This is a genomic window from Streptomyces mesophilus, assembly GCF_011044995.1.
Taxonomy (GTDB): Bacteria; Actinomycetota; Actinomycetes; order Streptomycetales; family Streptomycetaceae; genus Streptomyces; species Streptomyces mesophilus.
The window spans coordinates 19,882-39,689 of the sequence record NZ_JAAKZW010000047.1; the positions used below are offsets into that span (position 1 = coordinate 19,882).

Here is a 19,808-nt window from a genome sequence, read left to right on the forward strand (position 1 = left end):
GTCCCGCATTCGTGCGGGGCCCCGGTTCCGTATGCGCGGTGCTTACGCGGGAGCCCCGACCTCGACGGCGGCGCACTTCCAGCGGCGGTCGGGGCCCTGCTCCAGGCGGAAGGCCATGGCCCTGAGCTGGTCGCCGGCGGCGATGCGGGCGAAGGCTTCGATCACGCCGTCCTCGGGGCGGTGCTCACCGCAGTCGCGGATGACGGGCCGGGTGCCGCGGGTGCGCAGCGGGGTGCGTGGAGCGAGCCGTGCGAGCTGCTCGTAGGCGTCGCCCACCGTGTGGCTGAGCATCCAGTGCACGGGGCGGTGGCCGCTGAGGACGGCCAGGAGCCGTTCGGCGAACCAGTAGCGCACGACCGTCGGGCGCTGCTGGGCGGGTACGCGGCGGGGCTCCCCCGGGCGGCGCGGGTCGCGGCGCGAGGCGGGACCGCGCGGTGCCGGGCTGCGGCGTGAGGTCGGGCGGGTGCTGCGTACGGTCATGGCAAGGTCCCCGTTCTGCCTGGTCGGGTGTGGTTACCCGGCGGTAGCTCCTGGGGTTCTTGTACGGGCAGGGCGGGCGCGGTCGCAAGGCCGGGCGGGCGTGTGCCGGAGTGGCGGGGGAGTTCACCTATCAGGGTGGCCACGCCCTGTGGGGGCGGGCCGGGCGAGGTCCGCGGTGGGCGTCGGGTTGACGCTTCGCGATGTCCTGGCGGCAACTCGAAAGGGGACTCCCGCACGTATCCTGAAGGCCTTCCCACGTGACGTGGAAGCCCCATCCCGATGACGAAAGCGGCGGATACATGCGTGTCTACGTCCCCCTGACACTTGCCGGTCTCGTGCAGGCACACAAGGCGGCCGAGCTCGGACCGGGACCGCTGACGGCGTACGCGGTGACGCCGGCGCTGCGGGAGTGGTACGTGTCCGACGACATCGAGGAGCTGGAGTACGCGGCGCTCAGCAGGGCCGCGGCGGCGTCCCTGCGGCTCCTTGCCGGGGACCCCACGGCTGTGCCGCGCCGGGTCGTGGTGGCGGTCGACGTACCGGACGCCGACGCGGCCGTGGACCCCGACCGCGGGCTCGACCCCGGCGCGCTCGGCGAGGTCCGCCTGGCCAAGGCCGTACCGCTCACGAAGGCCGCGGCCGTCCATGTCGACGCGGACGAAGCGGTGGCGGACATCGCCGCCGCGGCTTCCGCGCTGGGGGCGGCGGATCTCGGCGACGACGACGCCCAGTTCACCGTGGACGGCGCCGAGGACCACGAACTGCTGTGGTTCGCGATCCAGGAGATCCCGAACCTGATCGGCTGAGCTTGGCCCGTACGCGTATGGGCGGCTGGCGCCTGTCTTGTGGATCAGGCCGGATCCACAGGACAGGTTCTAGTCCGCCACGCGCAGCGCCGCCAGCCGCTCCGTGAAGGGGACGACCTCGAACCCGTCCGTCGGGTCGGTCGAGGTGATCGCGCCGTGCAGTGAACGGGGCGCGATCGCCGCGGTGGTGTCGACGTCCGGTGCGGTCGCGGTCGCGGACGGTCCGGCTGTGAACGGTCCGGCTGCGGACGGTGCCATGAAGCGCGCCAGCTCCCGGCCCGCCCGGGTGATCCGCTGCGCGAGGCCCTCTTCGCCCCAGTCCTCGGAGGCCGCGTACACGGCGGTCGGCAGGACGAGGGCGCGCAGGTAGGTGAAGAGCGGGCGCAGCGCGTGCTCGGTGACCAGCGAGTGACGTGCGGTCCCGCCGGTCGCGGCGGCGAGCACCGGCTTGCCGGTGAGGGCGTCCTTGTCGATGACGTCGAAGAACGACTTGAACAGACCGCTGTACGACGCGGCGAAGACGGGCGTGACCGCGATCAGACCGTCGGCCGCCGCCACCGTGTCGAGCGCGGCGGCGAGCCGGGCGGGCGGGAAGCCGGTGACGAAGTGCTGGGCGATCTCCGTGGCGAGGTCACGCAGTTCGATCACCTCGACCTCGGCGTCCACCTGCTCCAGGGCCGCCGCCGCGAGGCGGTCGGCGAGGAGCCGGGTGGACGACGGGGAGCTCAGCCCCGCCGAGACGACGACGAGTTTCATGCGTGCGTGCCTTCCTCGTTCTCGGCGGCCGCGCGGGCCACACGGGCGGCGTGGGTGGGGGCGTCGGGGACGTTCGCCGGCTTGAGGTTCGCGAACTCCTTGCGCAGGACGGGGACGACCTCCTCGCCGAGCAGGTCAAGCTGCTCCAGGACGGTCTTCAGGGGCAGGCCGGCGTGGTCGATCAGGAACAGCTGGCGCTGGTAGTCGCCGGCATAGTCGCGGAAGGACAGGGTCCGCTCGATGACTTCCTGCGGGGAGCCGACGGTCAGCGGGGTCTGGGAGGTGAACTCCTCGAGCGAAGGGCCGTGTCCGTACACCGGTGCGTTGTCGAAGTACGGGCGGAACTCCCGTACGGCGTCCTGGGAGTTCTTCCGCAGGAACACCTGGCCGCCGAGGCCGACGACCGCCTGCTCCGGGGTGCCGTGCCCATAGTGGGCGTAACGCTGCCGGTAGAGGTTCACCATCTGCTTCGTGTGGGACGCCGGCCAGAAGATGTTGTTGTGGAAGAAGCCGTCGCCGTAATACGCGGCCTGCTCGGCGATCTCCGGGGAGCGGATGGAGCCGTGCCACACGAAGGGCGCGACGCCGTCGAGCGGGCGGGGCGTGGACGTGAAGGACTGCAGCGGCGTACGGAACTTGCCCTTCCAGGTCACCACGTCCTCGTCCCACAGGCGGCGCAGGAGGGCGTAGTTCTCGACGGCGAGGTCGATGCCGTCGCGGATGTCCTTGCCGAACCACGGATAGACCGGGCCGGTGTTGCCGCGGCCCATCATCACGTCCACCCGGCCGTCCGCGATGTGCTGGAGCATCGCGAAGTCCTCGGCGATCTTCACCGGGTCGTTGGTGGTGATCAGCGTGGTGGAGGTGGAGAGGATCAGATTCTCGGTGCGGGCGGCGATGTAGCCGAGCATCGTCGTGGGCGAGGACGGGACGAACGGCGGGTTGTGGTGCTCGCCGGTCGCGAAGACATCGAGACCGACCTCCTCCGCCTTGAGCGCGATGGCCAGCATCGCCTTGATCCGCTCGTGCTCGGTGGGCGCGCGACCGGTGGTCGGGTCGACCGTGACGTCGCCGACGGTGAAGATCCCGAACTGCATGGCTGCTCACCTTCACTAGTTGTTTACGATTCAACTATATCAGCCGAACGGTGCGCCGGGTGCGGCTATTCCCGGGCTCTCCCGTGCCGGCGGCAGTATCAGTGGGCGTGGCTCGGGCTGTCGGTGGGAGTGGGTACCGTCGAGGCATGGGGAAGCAAGCACACATCGTCTGGGACTGGAACGGGACGCTGTTCCACGACATCGACGCCGTCATCCAGGCCACCAACGCCTCGTTCGCCGAGATCGGGCTCGCGCCGATCACGCTGGAGCGGTACCGGGAGCTTTACTGCGTGCCCGTGCCCAAGTTCTACGAGCGCCTGATGGGGCGGCTGCCGACCGCCGAGGAGTGGGTCGTCATGGACGAGGCGTTCCACCGTCACTACTGGGCGTTCGCCGAGTCCGCCGCTCTCGCGGAGGGGGCGGCCCTGCTCCTCGCCGAGTGGCAGTCGGCCGGCCTGACGCAGTCGATGTGTTCGCTGGCGCCTCATGAGCGGCTGCTGCCGATCGTCCGTACGCACGGGATCGAGGAGCGGTTCGTACGGGTCGACGGGCGCGTGGGGGACTCCACGGAAGGCAAGGCGCTGCAGATGGCGCGCCATCTCGCGGCGCTGCCCGGGATCGATCCCGGGCGGGCCGTCGTGATCGGTGACGCGGTCGATGACGCGTTGGCCGCGGCGCATGTGGGGGCCCTTGCCGTGCTGTACACCGGGGGGTCGCACAGTCGGGCCAGTCTGGCCGTGGCGGGGGTGCCGGTGGTCGACACCCTGGCGGATGCGGTGGCCGAGGCGGAGCGGCTGGTGGCGTAGCCCCGCCCCGGCGGGGCTGAGTTACGTCACGGGCGCCTTCGCCCGCAGCACTGTGAGGAACTCGCGCATCCAGCGGGAGTGATCCGGCCAAGCGCGGGCCGACACCAGCGTGCCGTCGACCACGGCCTCCGCGTCCTGGAAGGTCGCGCCGGCCGCCTGCATGTCCAGCTCGAGGGCCGGGTACGCCGTGACGCGGCGGCCGCTCAGGCTGCCGATCGCCGCCGTGAGCAGAGGGCCGTGGCAGATCTGGGCCACCGGCTTGTCCGTGTCGAAGAAGGTCTTGATGATCTTCCGGAGTTCCGGGTCGTTGCGCAGGTACTCGGGTGCGCGGCCGCCCGGGATCACCAGCGCCACGTACTGCCCGGGGTCGACCTCCGAGAAGGCGAGGTCGGCCGGCCAGGTGTAGCCCGGCTTCTCCGTGTACGTGTCGAAGCCCGGCTCGAAGTCATGCACCACGAACTGGAGCTTCTTGCGGGCCGGCGCCGCGATGTGCACGTCGTAGCCCTCTTCGCGCAGCCGCTGGTAGGGGTAGAGGACCTCCAGGGATTCCGCCGCGTCACCCGTCACGATCAGGATTTTTGCTGACATCGCCGCTCCCGCTCCCCATGAGATGTGGACCCCGGGCGCCCGATGGGACGGCCGGGCCGTCCCGGTCAACGTGCCCCCGCGGCGGGCGTTTGCCAAGAGGGGCCGTCATGGAAACGGCCCGATACGCCCCTTCCGTACCCCACGTCGCTGTCCGGAACGTCAAAGTTCACCCCCAGCTTTTGTGCCCATACGGCACATGCCGGTCCCGGGGGAGAGGGCGATAGCCTGTAGGGCGTGATCAGTGCGATAAGCCGCGGGGGCATCGGAGCCCCCTGCCTTCGCCCGGCCGACCGCCGGGCGCGGGAGGCCGCTGAGATCTCGTTCCGGGGCGCGCCAGTGACATTGGCCGATTACGCCCCTCGCTCTTCCGATTGCGGCATACCGTCGACAGCGACCCCCACCCCGGGCGCGACGTTGTGCCGTAATTTTTATGAGTTCGGTGAGTTCAGTGCGTTTGCTGAGTTCGCCGGGTTCGACCGATTCCTTCTACGTCACGCAACGGCGCGCGACAGGAGCAGAGGACATGCAGACCAAGCTGGACGAAGCCAAGGCCGAGCTGCTCGCAAGGGCCGCCCGAGTCGCTGAGCACAGCCCGGTCGGGGGACAGCTCCCGACCGGTGCCACGCGTGAGGACGACAAGCCGGACGGCGACACCGTTCTCACGTATCTCCAGCGCTACTACCTGCACACGGCGCCCGAGGACCTGACCGACCGCGACCCGGTCGATGTCTTCGGTGCCGCGCTTTCGCACTACCGCCTGGCCGAGAACCGGCCGCAGGGCACCGCGAACGTCCGGGTGCACACCCCGACCGTCGAGGAGAACGGCTGGACCTCCAGCCACTCCGTGGTCGAGGTGGTCACGGACGACATGCCGTTCCTCGTGGACTCGGTGACCAACGAGCTGTCCCGCCAGGGCCGCGGCATCCATGTCGTGATCCACCCGCAGGTGGTCGTACGCCGTGATGTCACCGGCAAGCTGATCGAGGTCCTCGCCGACAACACGGCGGCCGAGGCGGCCGCGGAGGCCGGGCACGAGACGCTCGTCGAGTCCTGGATCCACGTCGAGATGGACCGCGAGACCGACCGCGCGGACCTCAAGCAGATCACCAACGATCTCCTGCGCGTCCTGTCCGACGTCCGAGAGGCCGTCGAGGACTGGGAGAAGATGCGCGACTCCGCGCTGCGCATCGCCGAGGACCTGCCCGCCGAGCCCACCGCCGACGATCTGCGCGAGCAGGACATCGAGGAGGCCCGCGAGCTGCTTCGCTGGCTGGCCGCCGACCACTTCACGTTCCTGGGCTACCGCGAGTACGACCTCACCGACGACGACTCGCTCACCGCCGTGCCCGGCACCGGCCTGGGCATCCTGCGCTCCGACCCGCAGCACGCCGGCGGCGACGAGGCCCACCCGGTCAGCCCGTCCTTCAACCGGCTGCCCGCCGACGCCCGCGCCAAGGCGCGTGAGCACAAGATCCTGGTGCTCACCAAGGCCAACAGCCGCGCCACCGTGCACCGCCCGAGCTACCTCGACTACGTGGGCGTCAAGAAGTTCGACGCCGAGGGCAACGTCGTCGGTGAGCGCCGCTTCCTGGGCCTGTTCTCGTCCGCCGCGTACACCGAGTCCGTGCGCCGCGTCCCGGTGATCCGCCGCAAGGTGGAAGAGGTGCTCAAGGGCGCCGGCTTCTCGCCCAACAGCCACGACGGCCGCGACCTGATGCAGATCCTCGAGACGTATCCGCGCGACGAGCTCTTCCAGACCCCGGTCGACGAGCTGCGTGAGATCGCCACCAGCGTGCTGTACCTCCAGGAGCGCCGGCGCCTGCGGCTCTACCTGCGCAAGGACGAGTACGGGCGCTACTACTCGGCCCTCGTCTACCTGCCGCGCGACCGCTACACCACCGGTGTGCGCCTGCGGATCATCGACATCCTCAAGGAGGAACTGGGCGGCGCCAGCGTCGACTTCACCGCCTGGAACACCGAGTCGATCCTGTCCCGGCTGCACTTCGTCGTCCGGGTCGCGCCGGGCACCGAGCTGCCGGAGCTCTCCGACGCGGACAAGGAGCGGATCGAGGCGCGGCTCGTCGAGGCCGCCCGCTCCTGGGCCGACGGCTTCGCCGAGGCGCTGAACGCCGAGTGCGGCGAGGAGCGCGCGGCCGAGCTGCTCCGCAAGTACTCGGGCGCCTTCCCCGAGGGCTACAAGGCCGATCACTCGCCGCGCTCCGCGGTCGCCGACCTCGTGCACCTGGAGGCCCTGGGCAAGAGCGAGCAGGACTTCGCGCTCTCGCTCTACGAGCCCGTGGGCGCGGGCCCCGGCGAGCGCCGCTTCAAGATCTACCGCTCCGGCGAGCAGGTCTCGCTCTCCGCGGTCCTGCCCGTCCTGCAGCGGCTCGGCTGCGAGGTCGTCGACGAGCGCCCGTACGAACTGCGCTGCAGCGACCGCAGCAACGACGCGTGGATCTACGACTTCGGTCTGCGCATGCCGAAGTCCAACGGCAACGGCGACTACCTCGCCGACGACGCCCGCGAGCGCTTCCAGCAGGCCTTCGCCGCCGTGTGGACCGGCGAGGCCGAGAACGACGGCTTCAACTCCCTCGTGCTGCGCGCCGGTCTGAACTGGCGGCAGGCGATGGTGCTTCGCGCGTACGCCAAGTACCTGCGCCAGGCGGGCGCCACGTTCAGCCAGGACTACATGGAGGACACCCTCCGCAACAACGTCCACACCACGCGCCTGCTGATCTCGCTGTTCGAGGCGCGGATGTCCCCGGACCGCCAGCGGGCCGGCACCGAGCTGACCGACGGGCTGCTCGAAGAGCTCGACGGTGCGCTCGACCAGGTCGCATCCCTCGACGAGGACCGGATCCTGCGGTCCTTCCTCGTGGTCATCAAGGCGACCCTGCGCACGAACTTCTTCCAGGAGGCCGGGGGCGGCAGGCCGCACTCCTACGTCTCGATGAAGTTCGACCCGCAGGCCATCCCGGACCTGCCGGCGCCCCGCCCCGCGTTCGAGATCTGGGTGTACTCGCCCCGTGTCGAGGGTGTGCACCTGCGCTTCGGCAAGGTCGCGCGCGGCGGGCTGCGCTGGTCCGACCGGCGTGAGGACTTCCGTACGGAGATCCTCGGCCTGGTCAAGGCGCAGATGGTGAAGAACACGGTCATCGTGCCCGTCGGCGCCAAGGGCGGGTTCGTCGCCAAGCAGCTGCCCGACCCCGCGAAGGACCGGGACGCGTGGATGGCGGAGGGCATCGCCAGCTACAAGACCTTCATCTCGGCGCTGCTCGACATCACCGACAACATGGTGGCCGGCGAGGTCGTGCCGCCCGCCGATGTCGTACGGCACGACGAGGACGACACCTACCTCGTGGTCGCGGCCGACAAGGGCACGGCGACGTTCTCGGACATCGCCAACGCGGTGGCCGAGTCGTACAACTTCTGGCTCGGCGACGCCTTCGCCTCCGGCGGCAGCGCGGGCTACGACCACAAGGGCATGGGCATCACCGCCCGCGGCGCCTGGGAGTCCGTGAAGCGGCACTTCCGCGAGCTCGGCGTCGACACCCAGTCCGAGGACTTCACGGTCGTCGGCGTCGGCGACATGAGCGGTGACGTGTTCGGCAACGGGATGCTGCTCTCCGAGCACATCCGCCTGGTCGCCGCCTTCGACCACCGGCACATCTTCATCGACCCGAACCCGGACGCGGCCGTCTCCTACGCCGAGCGCCGCCGACTGTTCGAGCTGCCCCGCAGCTCCTGGGCCGACTACAACACCGAGCTGCTCTCCGCGGGTGGCGGGATCTTCCCCCGTACGGCCAAGGCGATCCAGCTCAACGCGCACATCCGCCAGGCACTCGGCATCGAGTCCGGGATCGCGAAGATGACCCCGGCCGAGCTGATGCAGACGATTCTCAAGTCGCCGGTCGACCTGCTGTGGAACGGCGGCATCGGCACGTACGTGAAGTCGTCGGCCGAATCGCACACGGACGTCGGCGACAAGGCCAACGACGCGATCCGCGTCGACGGCGCCGACCTGCGTGTCAAGGTCGTCGGCGAGGGCGGCAACCTGGGGCTCACCCAGCTCGGCCGGATCGAGTTCGCGCAGCACGGCGGCCGCGTCAACACCGACGCGATCGACAACAGCGCGGGCGTGGACACCTCGGACCACGAGGTGAACATCAAGATCCTGCTGAACGCGGTCGTGGCCGACGGCGACATGACGGTCAAGCAGCGCAACAAGCTGCTCGCCGAGATGACCGACGAGGTCGGCCACCTGGTGCTGCGCAACAACTACGCGCAGAACACCGCCCTGGCCAACGCCCTCGCGCAGTCCTCCAGCATGCTCCACGCCCAGCAGCGCTTCATGCGCACGCTGGTGCGCGAGGGCCGGCTCGACCGGGCCATCGAGTTCCTGCCGACCGACCGGCAGATCCGCGAGCGCCTCGGCAACGACCTGGGTCTGACCCAGCCGGAGACGGCGGTGCTTCTGGCGTACACGAAGATCACCGTCGCCGAGGAGCTGATCTCCACCGGTCTGCCCGACGACCCGTATCTGCAGAGCCTGCTGCACGCCTACTTCCCGACGGCGCTGCGCAGCAAGTTCACCGAGCAGATCGAGGCGCACGCGCTGCGCCGCGAGATCGTCACGACGGTCCTGGTGAACGACACGGTCAACGCGGGCGGCACCAGCTTCCTGCACCGGATGCGCGAGGAGACCGGCGCCTCGCTCGAAGAGGTCGTACGGGCGCACACCGCGGCCCGCGAGATCTTCGGGCTCTCCGAGGTGTGGGACGGGGTCGAGGCCCTGGACAACGTGGTCGCCGCCGACGTCCAGACCCGGATCCGGCTGCACTCGCGCCGGCTCGTCGAGCGCGGCACCCGCTGGCTGCTCAACAACCGGCCGCAGCCGCTCGAGCTGGCCGAGACGATCGGCTTCTTCAGCGAGGGCGTCCACCAGGTGTGGGGCGAGCTGCCGAAGCTCCTGCGCGGCGCGGACCTCGAGTGGTACCAGCAGATCTTCGAGGAGCTGACCGCGGCCGCCGTGCCGGAGGAGCTGGCGCAGCAGGTGGCCGGGTTCTCCTCGGCGTTCCCGGCGCTCGACATCGTGCTGATCGCCGACCGCGTGGGCAAGGACCCGATGGCCGTCGCCGAGGTCTACTACGACCTCGGGGACCGGCTCACCATCACCCAGCTGATGGACCGGATCAGCGCCCTGCCCCGTACCGACCGCTGGTCGTCCATGGCCCGCGCGGCGATCCGCGAGGACCTGTACGCGGCGCACGCGGCGCTCACCTCGGACGTCCTGTCCGTGGGCAACGGCAGCTCGACGCCGGAGCAGCGGTTCAAGTCCTGGCAGGAGAAGAACGCCGCGATCCTGGGCCGCGCGAAGACGACCCTGGACGAGATCCAGGGCTCGGACTCGTTCGACCTGGCGAACCTGTCGGTGGCGATGCGCACGATGCGGACGCTGTTGCGCACGCACTCGTAACGGGATAACGCCTCCTGGCCGAGCACCTCGGAGCCGACCGCTCCGAGGTGTTCGGCCGTTTTGCGGCGGGGAGGGCCGTGGGTTTCCGGCGCTGAGGTCCGTGGAGCTGACGCCCCTACACGGTCTTTATGCTGTTAAATCGGGCATTTGGGTTAAGGTGGGTGCGATTGTGTACGCGCACCGAGGACCTCAGATGCTGACGAAGACCCTTGTGTCACCGACGCCCCTGCCCGCGGCCTGGGCGGACACCGCGCTGACCGTCGTCATGCCCACGTACAACGAAGCGGGCAACCTGCCGCGGATGGCCGAGACGCTGATGGCGCTCGCCGAGGAGCTGCCGGGCCTGAGCCTGCTCGTCGTCGACGACTCCAGCCCGGACGGCACCGGCGAGCTCGCCGAGTCCCTGGCCGAGCGCTACAACACGCACCGCGTCCGCATGCGGGTCCTGCACCGCACCGAGAAGGACGGCCTCGGCCGCGCCTACGCGGCGGGCATGACCCGTGCCGTCGAGGACGGCGCAGCGTACGTGCTGCAGATGGACGCCGACGGCAGCCACCCGGCACAGAAGGTCGCCGAGATGCTCGGCGTCGCGCTGTCCACCGGTGCCGGTGTCGTGGTCGGCAGCCGCTACGTGCCGGGCGGCTCGCTCTCGGACGCGTGGGGCGCGCACCGCAAGCTGCTCTCGCGCTGGGCCAACACCTACGCGAGCGCGATCCTCGGCACCCGCGTCCGCGACATCACCGGCGGCTTCAACCTGTGGCGCGCGGACACCCTGCGCGCGATCGACCTCGCGTCGGTGGGCAGTGCGGGCTACAGCTTCCAGGTCGAGATGAAGTACGCGGCGCTGCGCCGCGGCTTCGGCGTGATGGAGGTGCCCATCCACTTCGAGGACCGCACGGTCGGCGAGTCGAAGATGAACTTCGCGGTGCAGCTGGAGTCCATGGCGATGCCGTGGAAGCTGCGTGCCGCCGCCCGGGGCCGGCGCTGAACACCCGCCGCGCAGAGACGAGTTGGTGAGCATCCCACGATGACCACATTGCAGGACACCCCCACCGTGGCGCTGCCGGAGGCGGCGCCACGCCCTCGTGCGCGCCGCATGGCCCGCTACGGCAAGGAGCTGGCGAAGTTCGGGATCGTCGGCGGCAGCGGCGTCGGCGTCAACTTCGTCGTCTTCAACCTGCTGCTTCACGGCCTCGGCTGGGGCGCGATGACCGCCACGGTGCTCGCGAGCTGTATCGCCATGGGCACCAACTACCTCGGCTTCCGCTTCTTCGCCTACCGGGACCGCGACAAGCGCACCAAGCAGCAGATCCTGCTGTTCTTCGTGTTCAGCGGGATCGGGGTCGCGGTCGAGAGCGGCCTGTTCTACGTGGCGTACCACGGCATGGCGATGGACGGACCGCTCGGCTCGAACATCGCCAAGGCCGGCTCGATCGTCCTTGCGTCCGCGTTCCGCTTCCTCGTCTACCGCACCTGGGTCTTCCAGCATGACGCGCAGCGCGGCTGAACGGGCCGCGCGCAGGCGGCGGTTGGTGCGGGCGCTGCCGCTGCTCGCCGTGGTCGCCCTCGTGGTGCTGCATGTCTTCGGCTACCCGGCGACGCGTTTCTCCAACGACTCGTACCGCTATGCCCGCGCCGCCTACGAGTTCCTCGGCGACTCCCCGAAGGCCGCGCAGGACAAGGCGGTCACCGCGTACTGCACCGACACCGCCAAGCTGGTGCAGCGCAACCGGATGCTGGACCAGCTCGCCTTCCGTGAGCCGGGAAAGCAGGCGGAGTACGTCGCGAACTGCGAGAAGAAGTACGCGAACGGCCTTGAACCGACCGATCCGCGCTACGAGAAGATCTTCCACACCCGGCCCGCGTACCCCTTGATGGCCGCGCCCTTCGTGGCCCTGCTCGGCGCCAAGGCGGGCCTGACCGCGGTGGCGCTGGGCTTCACCGCGCTGGCCGGCCTGCTCGTGTACCTGCTGCTTCGCGCGCTGCGGGCACCGCCGCCGATCGCCGTACTCGGGCAGGTTCTCTATTACGTGACGCCGCTGGCCGCATGGGGCGGCAGGCCGCTCACCGAAGGGCCGATGCTGGCGCTGATGACGGCGCTGCTGCTGGCCGCCGTATGGCTGCTGCAGGGGCGGGTCGCGGCCGGGGCCTGGCTGTTCGCGGGGGCCTTCGCGCTCGGGCTCGGGGTGAAGTACTCCAGCTTCCTGATGGCCGCACCCTTCCTGACGCTCGCCGCGGTGGCCGCCCTCGTCTTCGTGCCGCGCGTCCGCCATCGCGGCACCTGGTGGCTGGCCGGACTCTCCGCGGGCGGCACCGTCGTCGCGCTCGTCCTGAGCAAGGTGCTCGGGCTGCCCGGCATGGGCGAGTCGCTGCAGGACACGTTCACGTTGCACTGGTCCCGGCCGGAGATCGCCGATCCCTGGCGGGCGCTCGCGCGTCTGAACCTCAACTACTGGTGGCAGTGGCTGCAGAAGGAGGCGCTCGCGCCGATGCTGCTGCTCCTGCTGGCCATCGGCCTGTGGGGCGCCTGGAAGCGGTCCGTGCCGGTCGCCCTGTGCGTGGCCGCGATGGGGCTCGTCGGCTTCGGCACGATGGCCGCGCATCCGCTGGAGGTCGAGCAGGACCGCCTGTACGTACAGGTGTGGCTGGTCGTGGTGATCGGGGTGCCGCTGGCCCTCGACCGCATGTGGCGGGTGGCCCTGGCGCAGGGCGCCGCGGCCGGATCGGTGGAAGCGGCGCTCAGCGCGTCCGAGCCCCCGGCTCCCGGGCCTCAGACTCCCGAGCCCCCGGCTCCCGGCTCCCAGACCCCCGCGTCCCAGCGGACAGGCTGAACGCCCGCCGCAGCAGCGCACCGCCCGGCCGTTCCACGTACCGGTGGATCAGCCACGCCACGCAGACCATCACGGCGACGGCGGCCGACAGCAGCACCCACGGCGGGAGCGCGTCCCGCCACAGGTGCAGCAGATGCACGCCGATCGCCTGGTGGATCAGATACAGCGGATACGAGATCGCTCCGGCGGTCGTCAGCCAGCGCCAGTCGATGCGGTCGAGGTACCCGAGCGCCACGGCCGCCATCAGCACGTAGAACGCCGTCACCACGGCCACGCACACGGTCCATGACAGCCGGTGCGAGTGCGGGCTGTAGTGCGCGGAGACCTCGATCATGCTGTGCTGCGCGAGCAGCCAGTTGACGCCGAGCAGCGCCCACGGGGCACCCTGGCGCGGGCCGTTCCTGCGGATCAGGTAGAAGGCGATACCGGAGAGGAACAGGGGCGCGTAGACCGGGTTGGCGAGCAGCCCGAGCACCGGAAGGCCGGCCGCGGGCGCGAGCACCACGGCCAGCGTCCACAGCCAGCAGAAGGCGACAACTCGCTTACGGGTCACGCCGATCCAGGCGACCACCGCGAAGAGCAGATAGAAGCGCAGCTCGGCCCAGAGGGTCCAGTACGAGTGGTCGACATCGTCGACGCCGAGCGGGTTCTGCACCATCGTCAGATTGGTCAGGATCTGGCTGATGGTCGGCCGGTCGCCCTCGGTGGGCAGCCCGGGAAGCAGCAGGAAGGCTCCGGTGGCGAGCACACAGAACCAGTACGCGGGGAACAGCCGCACCACCCGGCTGCGGACGAAGGCCGTGAGCGGCTTGCCCCAGGCCGACATGCAGATGACGAACCCGCTGATGAGGAAGAAGAGTTCGACACCCAGCCAGGCATACGGGGCGATCGCGCCGAGCACGGGAAAGGTCCGCTGGGGGTCGGACCAGCCGCCTTCGCCGACGTAGTGGTAGAGCACGACGAGCAGCGCCGCGAGCAGCCGCAGGCCGTCGAGCACGCGCAGCCGGCCGGCCGTGCGCGGCGCCTCGGGCGCGCGGGTGGGCAGGGACGGGGCAGTGAGCACAGACACAGTGATTTCTCCGGGACGCGCGCCTAGCGCAGCGCCAGCTTGCGCAGCGCGCCCGCGCGCCGCTTGACCGGCCGCAGCGCCTTGACCACCGCGCCCACCGGCGCCCAACGCACCTGAAGCCGCCCGGAGTTACGTCCCTCCGGCTCCACGGTCACCCGATGCGGCACCCCGAAGCGAGGTCGCAGCACCGTCGTCAGCGGTGTGAACTCCAGCGGCGCGAGCAGCAGGCCCGTATTGCGCTGGCGGTCCTGCTCCAGCTCCAGGATCGGGTGACGGACGCCCGAGAAACCCTGAAGCGGCAGTTCGGCCGCGGACAGATCAAGGCGTACGGACCCTTCGTAGACGCCGGGACCCACCACGTCGAGGCGGAAGCGCTCGGTGTGGCGGCGGCCGCCGGGCGCGATGTGCAGGGCGGCCACATGCGGGCCGACGGCCAGCTGGCGGCCCGGGTCGTAGGTGCGGACCGTCAGGTCGAGCGTGCCAGGAGCGCCCGCCGTGACCGAGGTGATCTCGTGGCGGAAGTGCGCGGTGGTGAACGGCCGGGTCACCAACTCCTCGTCGCTGAGGTCGAGTTCGCCCTTGGTCTGCTCGGTGACGGGGACTCGTGCGCCCCAGTACACCCGCCCGGTCTCGTCGGTGACCGTCTCGCGCGGCGCCACCCCGTGGCCCATGCCGCGCGCGGCGATCTGCGCGTCGGCCAGGCGCCCGTCGCGAAGCAGCTGGATCACCACGCGCTCGGCGCGCGGCAGCCGGGCCAGCGCGGCCGGGGAGACGGACTCCAGATACGGGACCACCGCGCCCGCGAACGAACGGATCCAGTCCTCGTCGCGGAACGGCAGATCACCCGCGTACATCCGGAAGTCGTGCTTGAGGAACTTGTAGTCCTTGTCCTCGCGCAGCCCGGCATGCCCGCTGGAGACGAGGAACTCGTCGATCAGGGTCTGGACGTGGATACGGTCCCGTACGTTGCTGATCTTGTGGCGCTGATTCGAGATCGAGGCGGCGCCGGCGGCCGCGAACGGCTCGATGTACCAGCGGTAGACCGGCTCGGGCACGATCGTGAACGCCCTGGCCAGGCAGTACGCCTGCGCGGAGAACAGCTGGTCCTCGTAGTGGATGCCCTCGGGGAAGCGCAGCTCGTGCCGGTCGAGGAAGTCCTTGGTGTACATCTTCGAGGTCGACAGGTGCTCGAAGAGCAGCCGCGGTTCGGCGTCGATGCCCTCGACCGTACGGCGTTCGGCGACCAGGTCCGGCATCCACAGCGTGCGCTTGCCGGTGTCGACGCGGACCCTCTCGACCTGCCCCATCGCGAAGTCGATCTCCCGCTCGCGATGGGCTTCGAGGAGCAACTCGACGGCGCGCGGCGGCAGTTCGTCGTCGCTGTCGAGGAACATCAGATACGGGGCGCGCGCGATCTCCATGGCGCGGTTGCGCGGTGCGCTGCAACCGCCGCTGTTGACCGGGAGGCGCAGATAGCGCACCCGCCGGTCCTCGGACTCCAGCTGCCGCGCCACCTCGGGGGTGTGGTCGGTGGAGCAGTCGTCGCTGATGATGATCTCGATGTTGGCGTGGGTCTGCTCACGCAGCGAGGCCACCGCGCGGGGCAGCCGGTCGGCGTCGTTGTAGACGATCACCGTGACGGTCACATCGGGCAGGGCGCTCATCAGGCTGCTTCTTCCGGGGTCGGTGCGGGCGTACGGTCCTCGACGGGGATGATCTTCGGCAGGGCCTCGGGCCGTTCGCCGAGGAAGACCCGGCGCACCACGCGCTCGGCGGCCGCCCCGTCGTCGAACTCACAAAAGCGCTGCCGGAACCCGGCCCGCAGCTTGGCGGAGCCGCTGTCGCGCCAGGCGTCACCGCGCAGGATCTCGGTCAACTCGTCCTGGGTGCGCGCCACTTGGCCCGGTGGTTCGGCGAGCAGATCGAAGTAGACGCCGCGGGTGCGGGAGTACATCTCCCAGTCGTCGGCGTAGATCACGATCGGCCGGTCGAGGTTGGCATAGTCGAACTGGATCGAGGAGTAGTCCGCGATCAGCGCGTCCGCCGCGAGACAGACGTCCTCCACGGGGTCGTACGCGGAGACGTCGATGACCCGGCCCGTGCCGCGAAGGCGGGCGAGCGGCGAGGCGGAACCTCCGTAGAAGTAGTGCCCGCGCACCAGGAGCACCGTGTCCTCGCCGAGCGATTCGGCGAGCGCGGCGAGGTCGAGGCGCGGGGTCCAGCCGGCCTCGTAGTCGCGGTGCGTCGGCGCGTACAGCAGGGCCCGCTTGCCGGGGGCGATGCCGAGCTTGGCGCGCACGGCCCGTACGTCGGCGGCGTCCGCCCGGTAGAACACGTCGTTGCGCGGATAGCCGTAGTCGAGCGGGGTGTAGTGCGAGGGGTAGGCGTGCGCCCACATCCGGGTGGAGTGGCTGTTGGCCGAGAGGCTGTAGTCCCAGCGGTCCACCCGGGCAAGGAGCGCACGGAAGTTGAGGCCCTTCGAGGCCGCCGGGAAGTCCATCTGGTCCAGGCCCATGCGCTTGAGCGGGGTGCCGTGATGGGTCTGGATGTAGGTCTGCTCGGGGCGTTTGACCAGCATGTTGGGGAAGTTGACGTTGTTCACCAGGAAGCCCGCGCGGCCCAGGACGTCGAGATAGGGCTTGCTGCCCGGCACCACATGGTCCGTGCCCGGCGGCAGCAGCGGCACCTTGTCCGCGCTCACCACCCACACCGGGTGGATCTCCGGGGCGAGTTCGGCGAGCTTCGCGGCGATCGCGCCCGGGTTGCAGGCCACGCCCCGGTCCCAGTACGCGGAGAACACCGCGAGCTCCCGGTCGACCGGCCGGCTGCGCGCCTTCTCGTAGCGACGCCGGCGCAGGCTCGCGCCGAGCTTGCGCTTCCTCTTGTGCAGCGTCGTCGTCAGGTCGCGCTGTTTGCGATTGGCCTTCTGCAGGGTGCGATACGCGGCGAACTGCCCCTTGACCAGCAGGTTCTGCCGCACTCCGGCCAGCCCGTCGGGGGCGGCGTGCCCCTCCGGGCGGAAGCGGACCGCGTGCTCGCAGGCGCGGCGGAAGAACTCGGGGGCCAGCTCCTCGGGCAGCAGTCCGGGGCGGGCGATGATCCGCAGATAGTCGGCCGTCATCCGGTCGTACAGCACCCCGCGTACGGACACCGGGGCGTTCTCCGCCAGCGCCCAGATCTCCTCGTACTCGTCGAAGAGCGCGTAGTGCTGCTCGGCGGTCAGGGGCGGCAGGCTCGCGCGGCGCAGCCGGCGCTCGGCGAGCAGCGCGGTGTCGAGGCAGGCGATGCGGTCGGCCAGCAGCAACGAGGCGTAGGCGGTGGCGAGTTCACCGGCCGGTGCCGGATCGTCGAGCAGTCCGCTGTCGAGGCGGTCGCGGTAGAACGCGGCGCGCAGCGCGCGGTTGCCGAGCAGCGGGGTGACATCGAGCAGGGTGGGCGCGGCGGCGAGCCCCCGTGCCTCGTGACCGGCCGCCGCCAGGATCTTGGTGTCGGTGCTGGGGCGCGCCGGGTCCCACCAGTAGGCGCGGACATGGTCGAAGAGCAGCACGTCCGCCGGGGTGTCGGCGTGCTCGACAAGGGTGCGGACCGCGTCCGGGAGCAGCAGGTCCTTGCTGTCCAGGAACAGCAGCCACTCCCCGCTCGCCGCCGCCGCGCCCGCGTGCCGGGCCGCCGCGGCGGAGGGCTCCACGGGCAGGACGCGCGCGGCATACCCGTCGCACTGGGCCCGGGCCGCCTCGTCGGCGGGCACGACGAGCAGCTCGGACTCGGCGCCCGACTGGCCGGCCACGCTGTCCAGGCACTCCCGCAGATGGCCCTGCACATCGGGCCCGGTCACGATCACACTGAGCTTCACCGTTCGGTCCTCAAGGGTCGGTCCTCACGCCTTCGCGGGCTTGTCGAGTTTGTCGCCGAGCCAGACCAGCGCGGCCGGCACCTCGCGCTTCCAGGTGTTGAAGTTGTGGCCGCCCTCGTCCAGGATCATGCGCGCCATCCGCATGCGCCCCTCCTTGAGCTTCGACAGGAAGTCGAGGGTGTGGTGGTAGTCGTATTCGCCCTTGGCGCTGCTGGTCACGAGCAGCGAGACGGGCGGCTGCGGCAGCTTCTCCATCCGCCACATCAGGTCGTTCTCCTGCTCCAGCTTCTTGTCGCCGTGGAAGAGATCGCCGGTGGTGTCGTCGGTCTTCGCCGCGAAGTACGGGGAGAGCGCGGCGCCGGCCGTGAAGCTCTCCGGGTACGTCATGGGGAGCTTCAGCGCGCAGTAGCCCCCGGTCGAGTAGCCCGTCACGCCCCACTGCTTCGTGTCCGTGCCCACCCGGTAGTGCTGGGTGATCGCCTTCGGCAGGTCCTTCGCGAAATACGTCAGGACCTTGGGGCCGCCCGGGACGTCCACACATTCGGTGTCCCGCGGCGGGGTCACCGCCGACCGGATGAAGATCATCACCGCGGGCGGCATCTTGCCCGTACGGGCCTTGTCGCGGGCGGTGTCCACGAAGCCCAGCTCGTTGATCATCCCGTCGACCGTGCCCGGGTAGCCGGTGATGGCGAGGATGGCCGGGAACTTCTTGTCCTTGTTGCCCTTCTGGAAGTACTGCGGGGGCAGATAGACCTTGGCGTCCGCGGCGATCTTCGAGCTCGTGCCGGTGATCTTCACGGACTCGAGGCGGCCGCCGCCGCTCAGCGCCTGGTCCGACTGGAGTGCCACGAGCTTGCCGCCCGGGCCGACCTCCTGGACCACGCCCTCGCCCTGCTCGGTGCCGAAGAGGTCGTCCCACGAGGCGTAGAACTCGAACTTGTCGTTCACATAGAGCAGCACTACGGAAAGCACCGCGATCTGGGTGCAGACGAGCAGCAGGAAGCGGCCGAGCAGGGCCCGGACACTGCTTTTGGCCAGCCGCGGCCAGAGCCACATGGTGAGCGCGAAGAGCGCGATCGCCACGAGGACCGCGAGCAGCAGCAGCTTCTTGCTGGTGAGTCCCATCGGGTGCGTTCCTTGCTGGGGGCGAGGGGCTGCCCCCGACAAGAAGAGGCTAATTGTCCTATTTGGGTTCTACGAGTCGTGGGTGACGCCGATCACGGGCCCGCGCATCCCCCGGAGGCTCACTTGCCGGTGAACCGCTCGTACTCCTCGAGGACCTCCTCGGTGGGCCCGTCCATCAGGAGCTCGCCCTTCTCCAGCCACAGGACGCGGTCGCAGGTGTCGCGGATGGACTTGTTGCTGTGGCTGACCAGGAAGACCGTGCCCGCCTTGGCGCGCAGCTCGCGGATCCGGTCCTCGGAGCGCTTCTGGAAGCGGCGGTCGCCGGTCGCGAGGGCCTCGTCGATCAGCAGCACGTCGTGGTCCTTGGCCGCACCGATCGAGAACCGGAGCCGGGCCTTCATGCCCGAGGAGTACGTGCGCATCGGCAGCGAGATGAAGTCGCCCTTCTCGTTCACGCCCGAGAACTCGACGATCTCGTGCATGCGCTCCCGTACCTGCTCGCGGGACATCCCCATGGCCAGGCAGCCGAGGGTCACATTGCGCTCGCCGGTCAGATCGTCCATCAGGGCGGCGTTCACGCCCATCAGGGAGGGCTGGCCGTCCGTGTAGATCCGGCCGCTCTCGCAGGGGAGCAGTCCGGCGACGGCGCGCAGCAGAGTCGACTTCCCCGACCCGTTGGTGCCGATCAGGCCGATGGCCTCGCCGCGGTACGCGGTGAACGAGACGCGCTTGACCGCGTGCACCTCGCGGACGCCGGGGCGCTTGCCGCGGCCGACGATCCGGCTCAGGGCGGAGGTGGCGCTGCCGCGTCCCGCGCCCGAGCCGATGACCCGGTAGACGATGTCGACGCCGTCGGCGATGACGGTCGGGACGCGCTCTCCGGTCCGCTGGGCGGGTACGGGGGAGGGCTCGGCGAGGGGG

15 protein-coding genes are annotated in these 19,808 nt (G+C 70.1%); 6 read left to right on the forward strand and 9 right to left on the reverse strand.

What is annotated here, in order from left to right; all coding sequences use genetic code 11:
* Positions 1-42 precede the first annotated feature (42 nt).
* Positions 43-480 (reverse strand): Rv3235 family protein, encoded by a 438-nt coding sequence (locus tag G6045_RS14400; RefSeq protein ID WP_165332335.1) that lies wholly within the window; start codon positions 478-480, stop codon positions 43-45.
* 299 nt (positions 481-779) lie between these two features.
* Between G6045_RS14400 and G6045_RS14405 the strand changes: the two genes are divergently transcribed.
* Entirely contained in the window at positions 780-1,286 is a 507-nt protein-coding gene (locus G6045_RS14405; protein ID WP_165332336.1) for a DUF6912 family protein, read from the forward strand.
* A gap of 69 nt (positions 1,287-1,355) precedes the next feature.
* On the opposite strand, the gene G6045_RS14410 is transcribed toward G6045_RS14405, so the two are convergent.
* Positions 1,356-2,042, reverse strand: a complete 687-nt coding sequence (locus tag G6045_RS14410; RefSeq protein ID WP_165332337.1) for a CE1759 family FMN reductase — start codon at positions 2,040-2,042, stop codon at positions 1,356-1,358.
* The gene (locus G6045_RS14415) at positions 2,039-3,139 is read right to left on the reverse strand and encodes an LLM class flavin-dependent oxidoreductase (RefSeq protein WP_165332338.1); all 1,101 of its coding nucleotides are present in this window, start codon (positions 3,137-3,139) and stop codon (positions 2,039-2,041) included. Before G6045_RS14415 ends, G6045_RS14410 begins: the two co-directional genes overlap by 4 nt.
* A gap of 146 nt (positions 3,140-3,285) precedes the next feature.
* Between G6045_RS14415 and G6045_RS14420 the strand changes: the two genes are divergently transcribed.
* Positions 3,286-3,945: an HAD family hydrolase gene (locus G6045_RS14420; RefSeq protein WP_165332339.1), complete on the forward strand. Its 660-nt coding sequence runs from the start codon at positions 3,286-3,288 to the stop codon at positions 3,943-3,945.
* 21 nt (positions 3,946-3,966) lie between these two features.
* Here G6045_RS14420 and G6045_RS14425 read toward each other — a convergent pair whose 3' ends face one another.
* Positions 3,967-4,533 carry a DJ-1/PfpI family protein gene (locus G6045_RS14425; protein WP_165332340.1) on the reverse strand — a complete coding sequence of 189 codons (567 nt, stop codon included), beginning with the start codon at positions 4,531-4,533 and terminating at the stop codon, positions 3,967-3,969.
* 523 nt (positions 4,534-5,056) lie between these two features.
* Between G6045_RS14425 and G6045_RS14430 the strand changes: the two genes are divergently transcribed.
* The 4 genes from G6045_RS14430 (at position 5,057) to G6045_RS14445 (ending at position 12,840) form a co-directional block, all read left to right on the forward strand.
* Positions 5,057-10,009, forward strand: coding sequence for an NAD-glutamate dehydrogenase (locus G6045_RS14430; protein ID WP_165332341.1), 4,953 nt, complete (start codon positions 5,057-5,059; stop codon positions 10,007-10,009).
* A 193-nt stretch (positions 10,010-10,202) separates the two neighbouring features.
* On the forward strand, positions 10,203-10,997 hold the full coding sequence (locus tag G6045_RS14435; protein WP_165332342.1) for a polyprenol monophosphomannose synthase: 795 nt from the start codon (positions 10,203-10,205) through the stop codon (positions 10,995-10,997).
* Positions 10,998-11,036: 39 nt separating this feature from the next.
* The gene (locus tag G6045_RS14440) at positions 11,037-11,516 is read left to right on the forward strand and encodes a GtrA family protein (protein WP_165332343.1); all 480 of its coding nucleotides are present in this window, start codon (positions 11,037-11,039) and stop codon (positions 11,514-11,516) included.
* On the forward strand, positions 11,497-12,840 hold the full coding sequence (locus G6045_RS14445) for a hypothetical protein (protein ID WP_165332344.1): 1,344 nt from the start codon (positions 11,497-11,499) through the stop codon (positions 12,838-12,840). The genes G6045_RS14440 and G6045_RS14445 overlap by 20 nt, the downstream gene beginning before the upstream one ends.
* Here G6045_RS14445 and G6045_RS14450 read toward each other — a convergent pair.
* From G6045_RS14450 to G6045_RS14470, 5 genes are all read right to left on the reverse strand, one after another.
* Positions 12,749-13,909 carry an acyltransferase family protein gene (locus G6045_RS14450; protein WP_328707776.1) on the reverse strand — a complete coding sequence of 387 codons (1,161 nt, stop codon included), beginning with the start codon at positions 13,907-13,909 and terminating at the stop codon, positions 12,749-12,751. The two genes, G6045_RS14445 and G6045_RS14450, sit on opposite strands and share 92 nt — an antisense overlap.
* A 23-nt stretch (positions 13,910-13,932) precedes the next feature.
* Positions 13,933-15,573 (reverse strand): glycosyltransferase family 2 protein, encoded by a 1,641-nt coding sequence (locus G6045_RS14455; RefSeq protein ID WP_165332345.1) that lies wholly within the window; start codon positions 15,571-15,573, stop codon positions 13,933-13,935.
* Entirely contained in the window at positions 15,573-17,762 is a 2,190-nt protein-coding gene (locus G6045_RS14460) for a bifunctional glycosyltransferase/CDP-glycerol:glycerophosphate glycerophosphotransferase (protein ID WP_165332346.1), read from the reverse strand. The genes G6045_RS14455 and G6045_RS14460 overlap by 1 nt, the downstream gene beginning before the upstream one ends.
* Positions 17,763-17,786: 24 nt before the next feature.
* Positions 17,787-18,887, reverse strand: a complete 1,101-nt coding sequence (locus tag G6045_RS14465) for an alpha/beta hydrolase (protein WP_165332347.1) — start codon at positions 18,885-18,887, stop codon at positions 17,787-17,789.
* A 119-nt stretch (positions 18,888-19,006) separates the two neighbouring features.
* Positions 19,007-19,747 (reverse strand): ABC transporter ATP-binding protein, encoded by a 741-nt coding sequence (locus tag G6045_RS14470; protein ID WP_165332350.1) that lies wholly within the window; start codon positions 19,745-19,747, stop codon positions 19,007-19,009.
* Between the last annotated feature and the right edge of the window lie 61 nt (positions 19,748-19,808).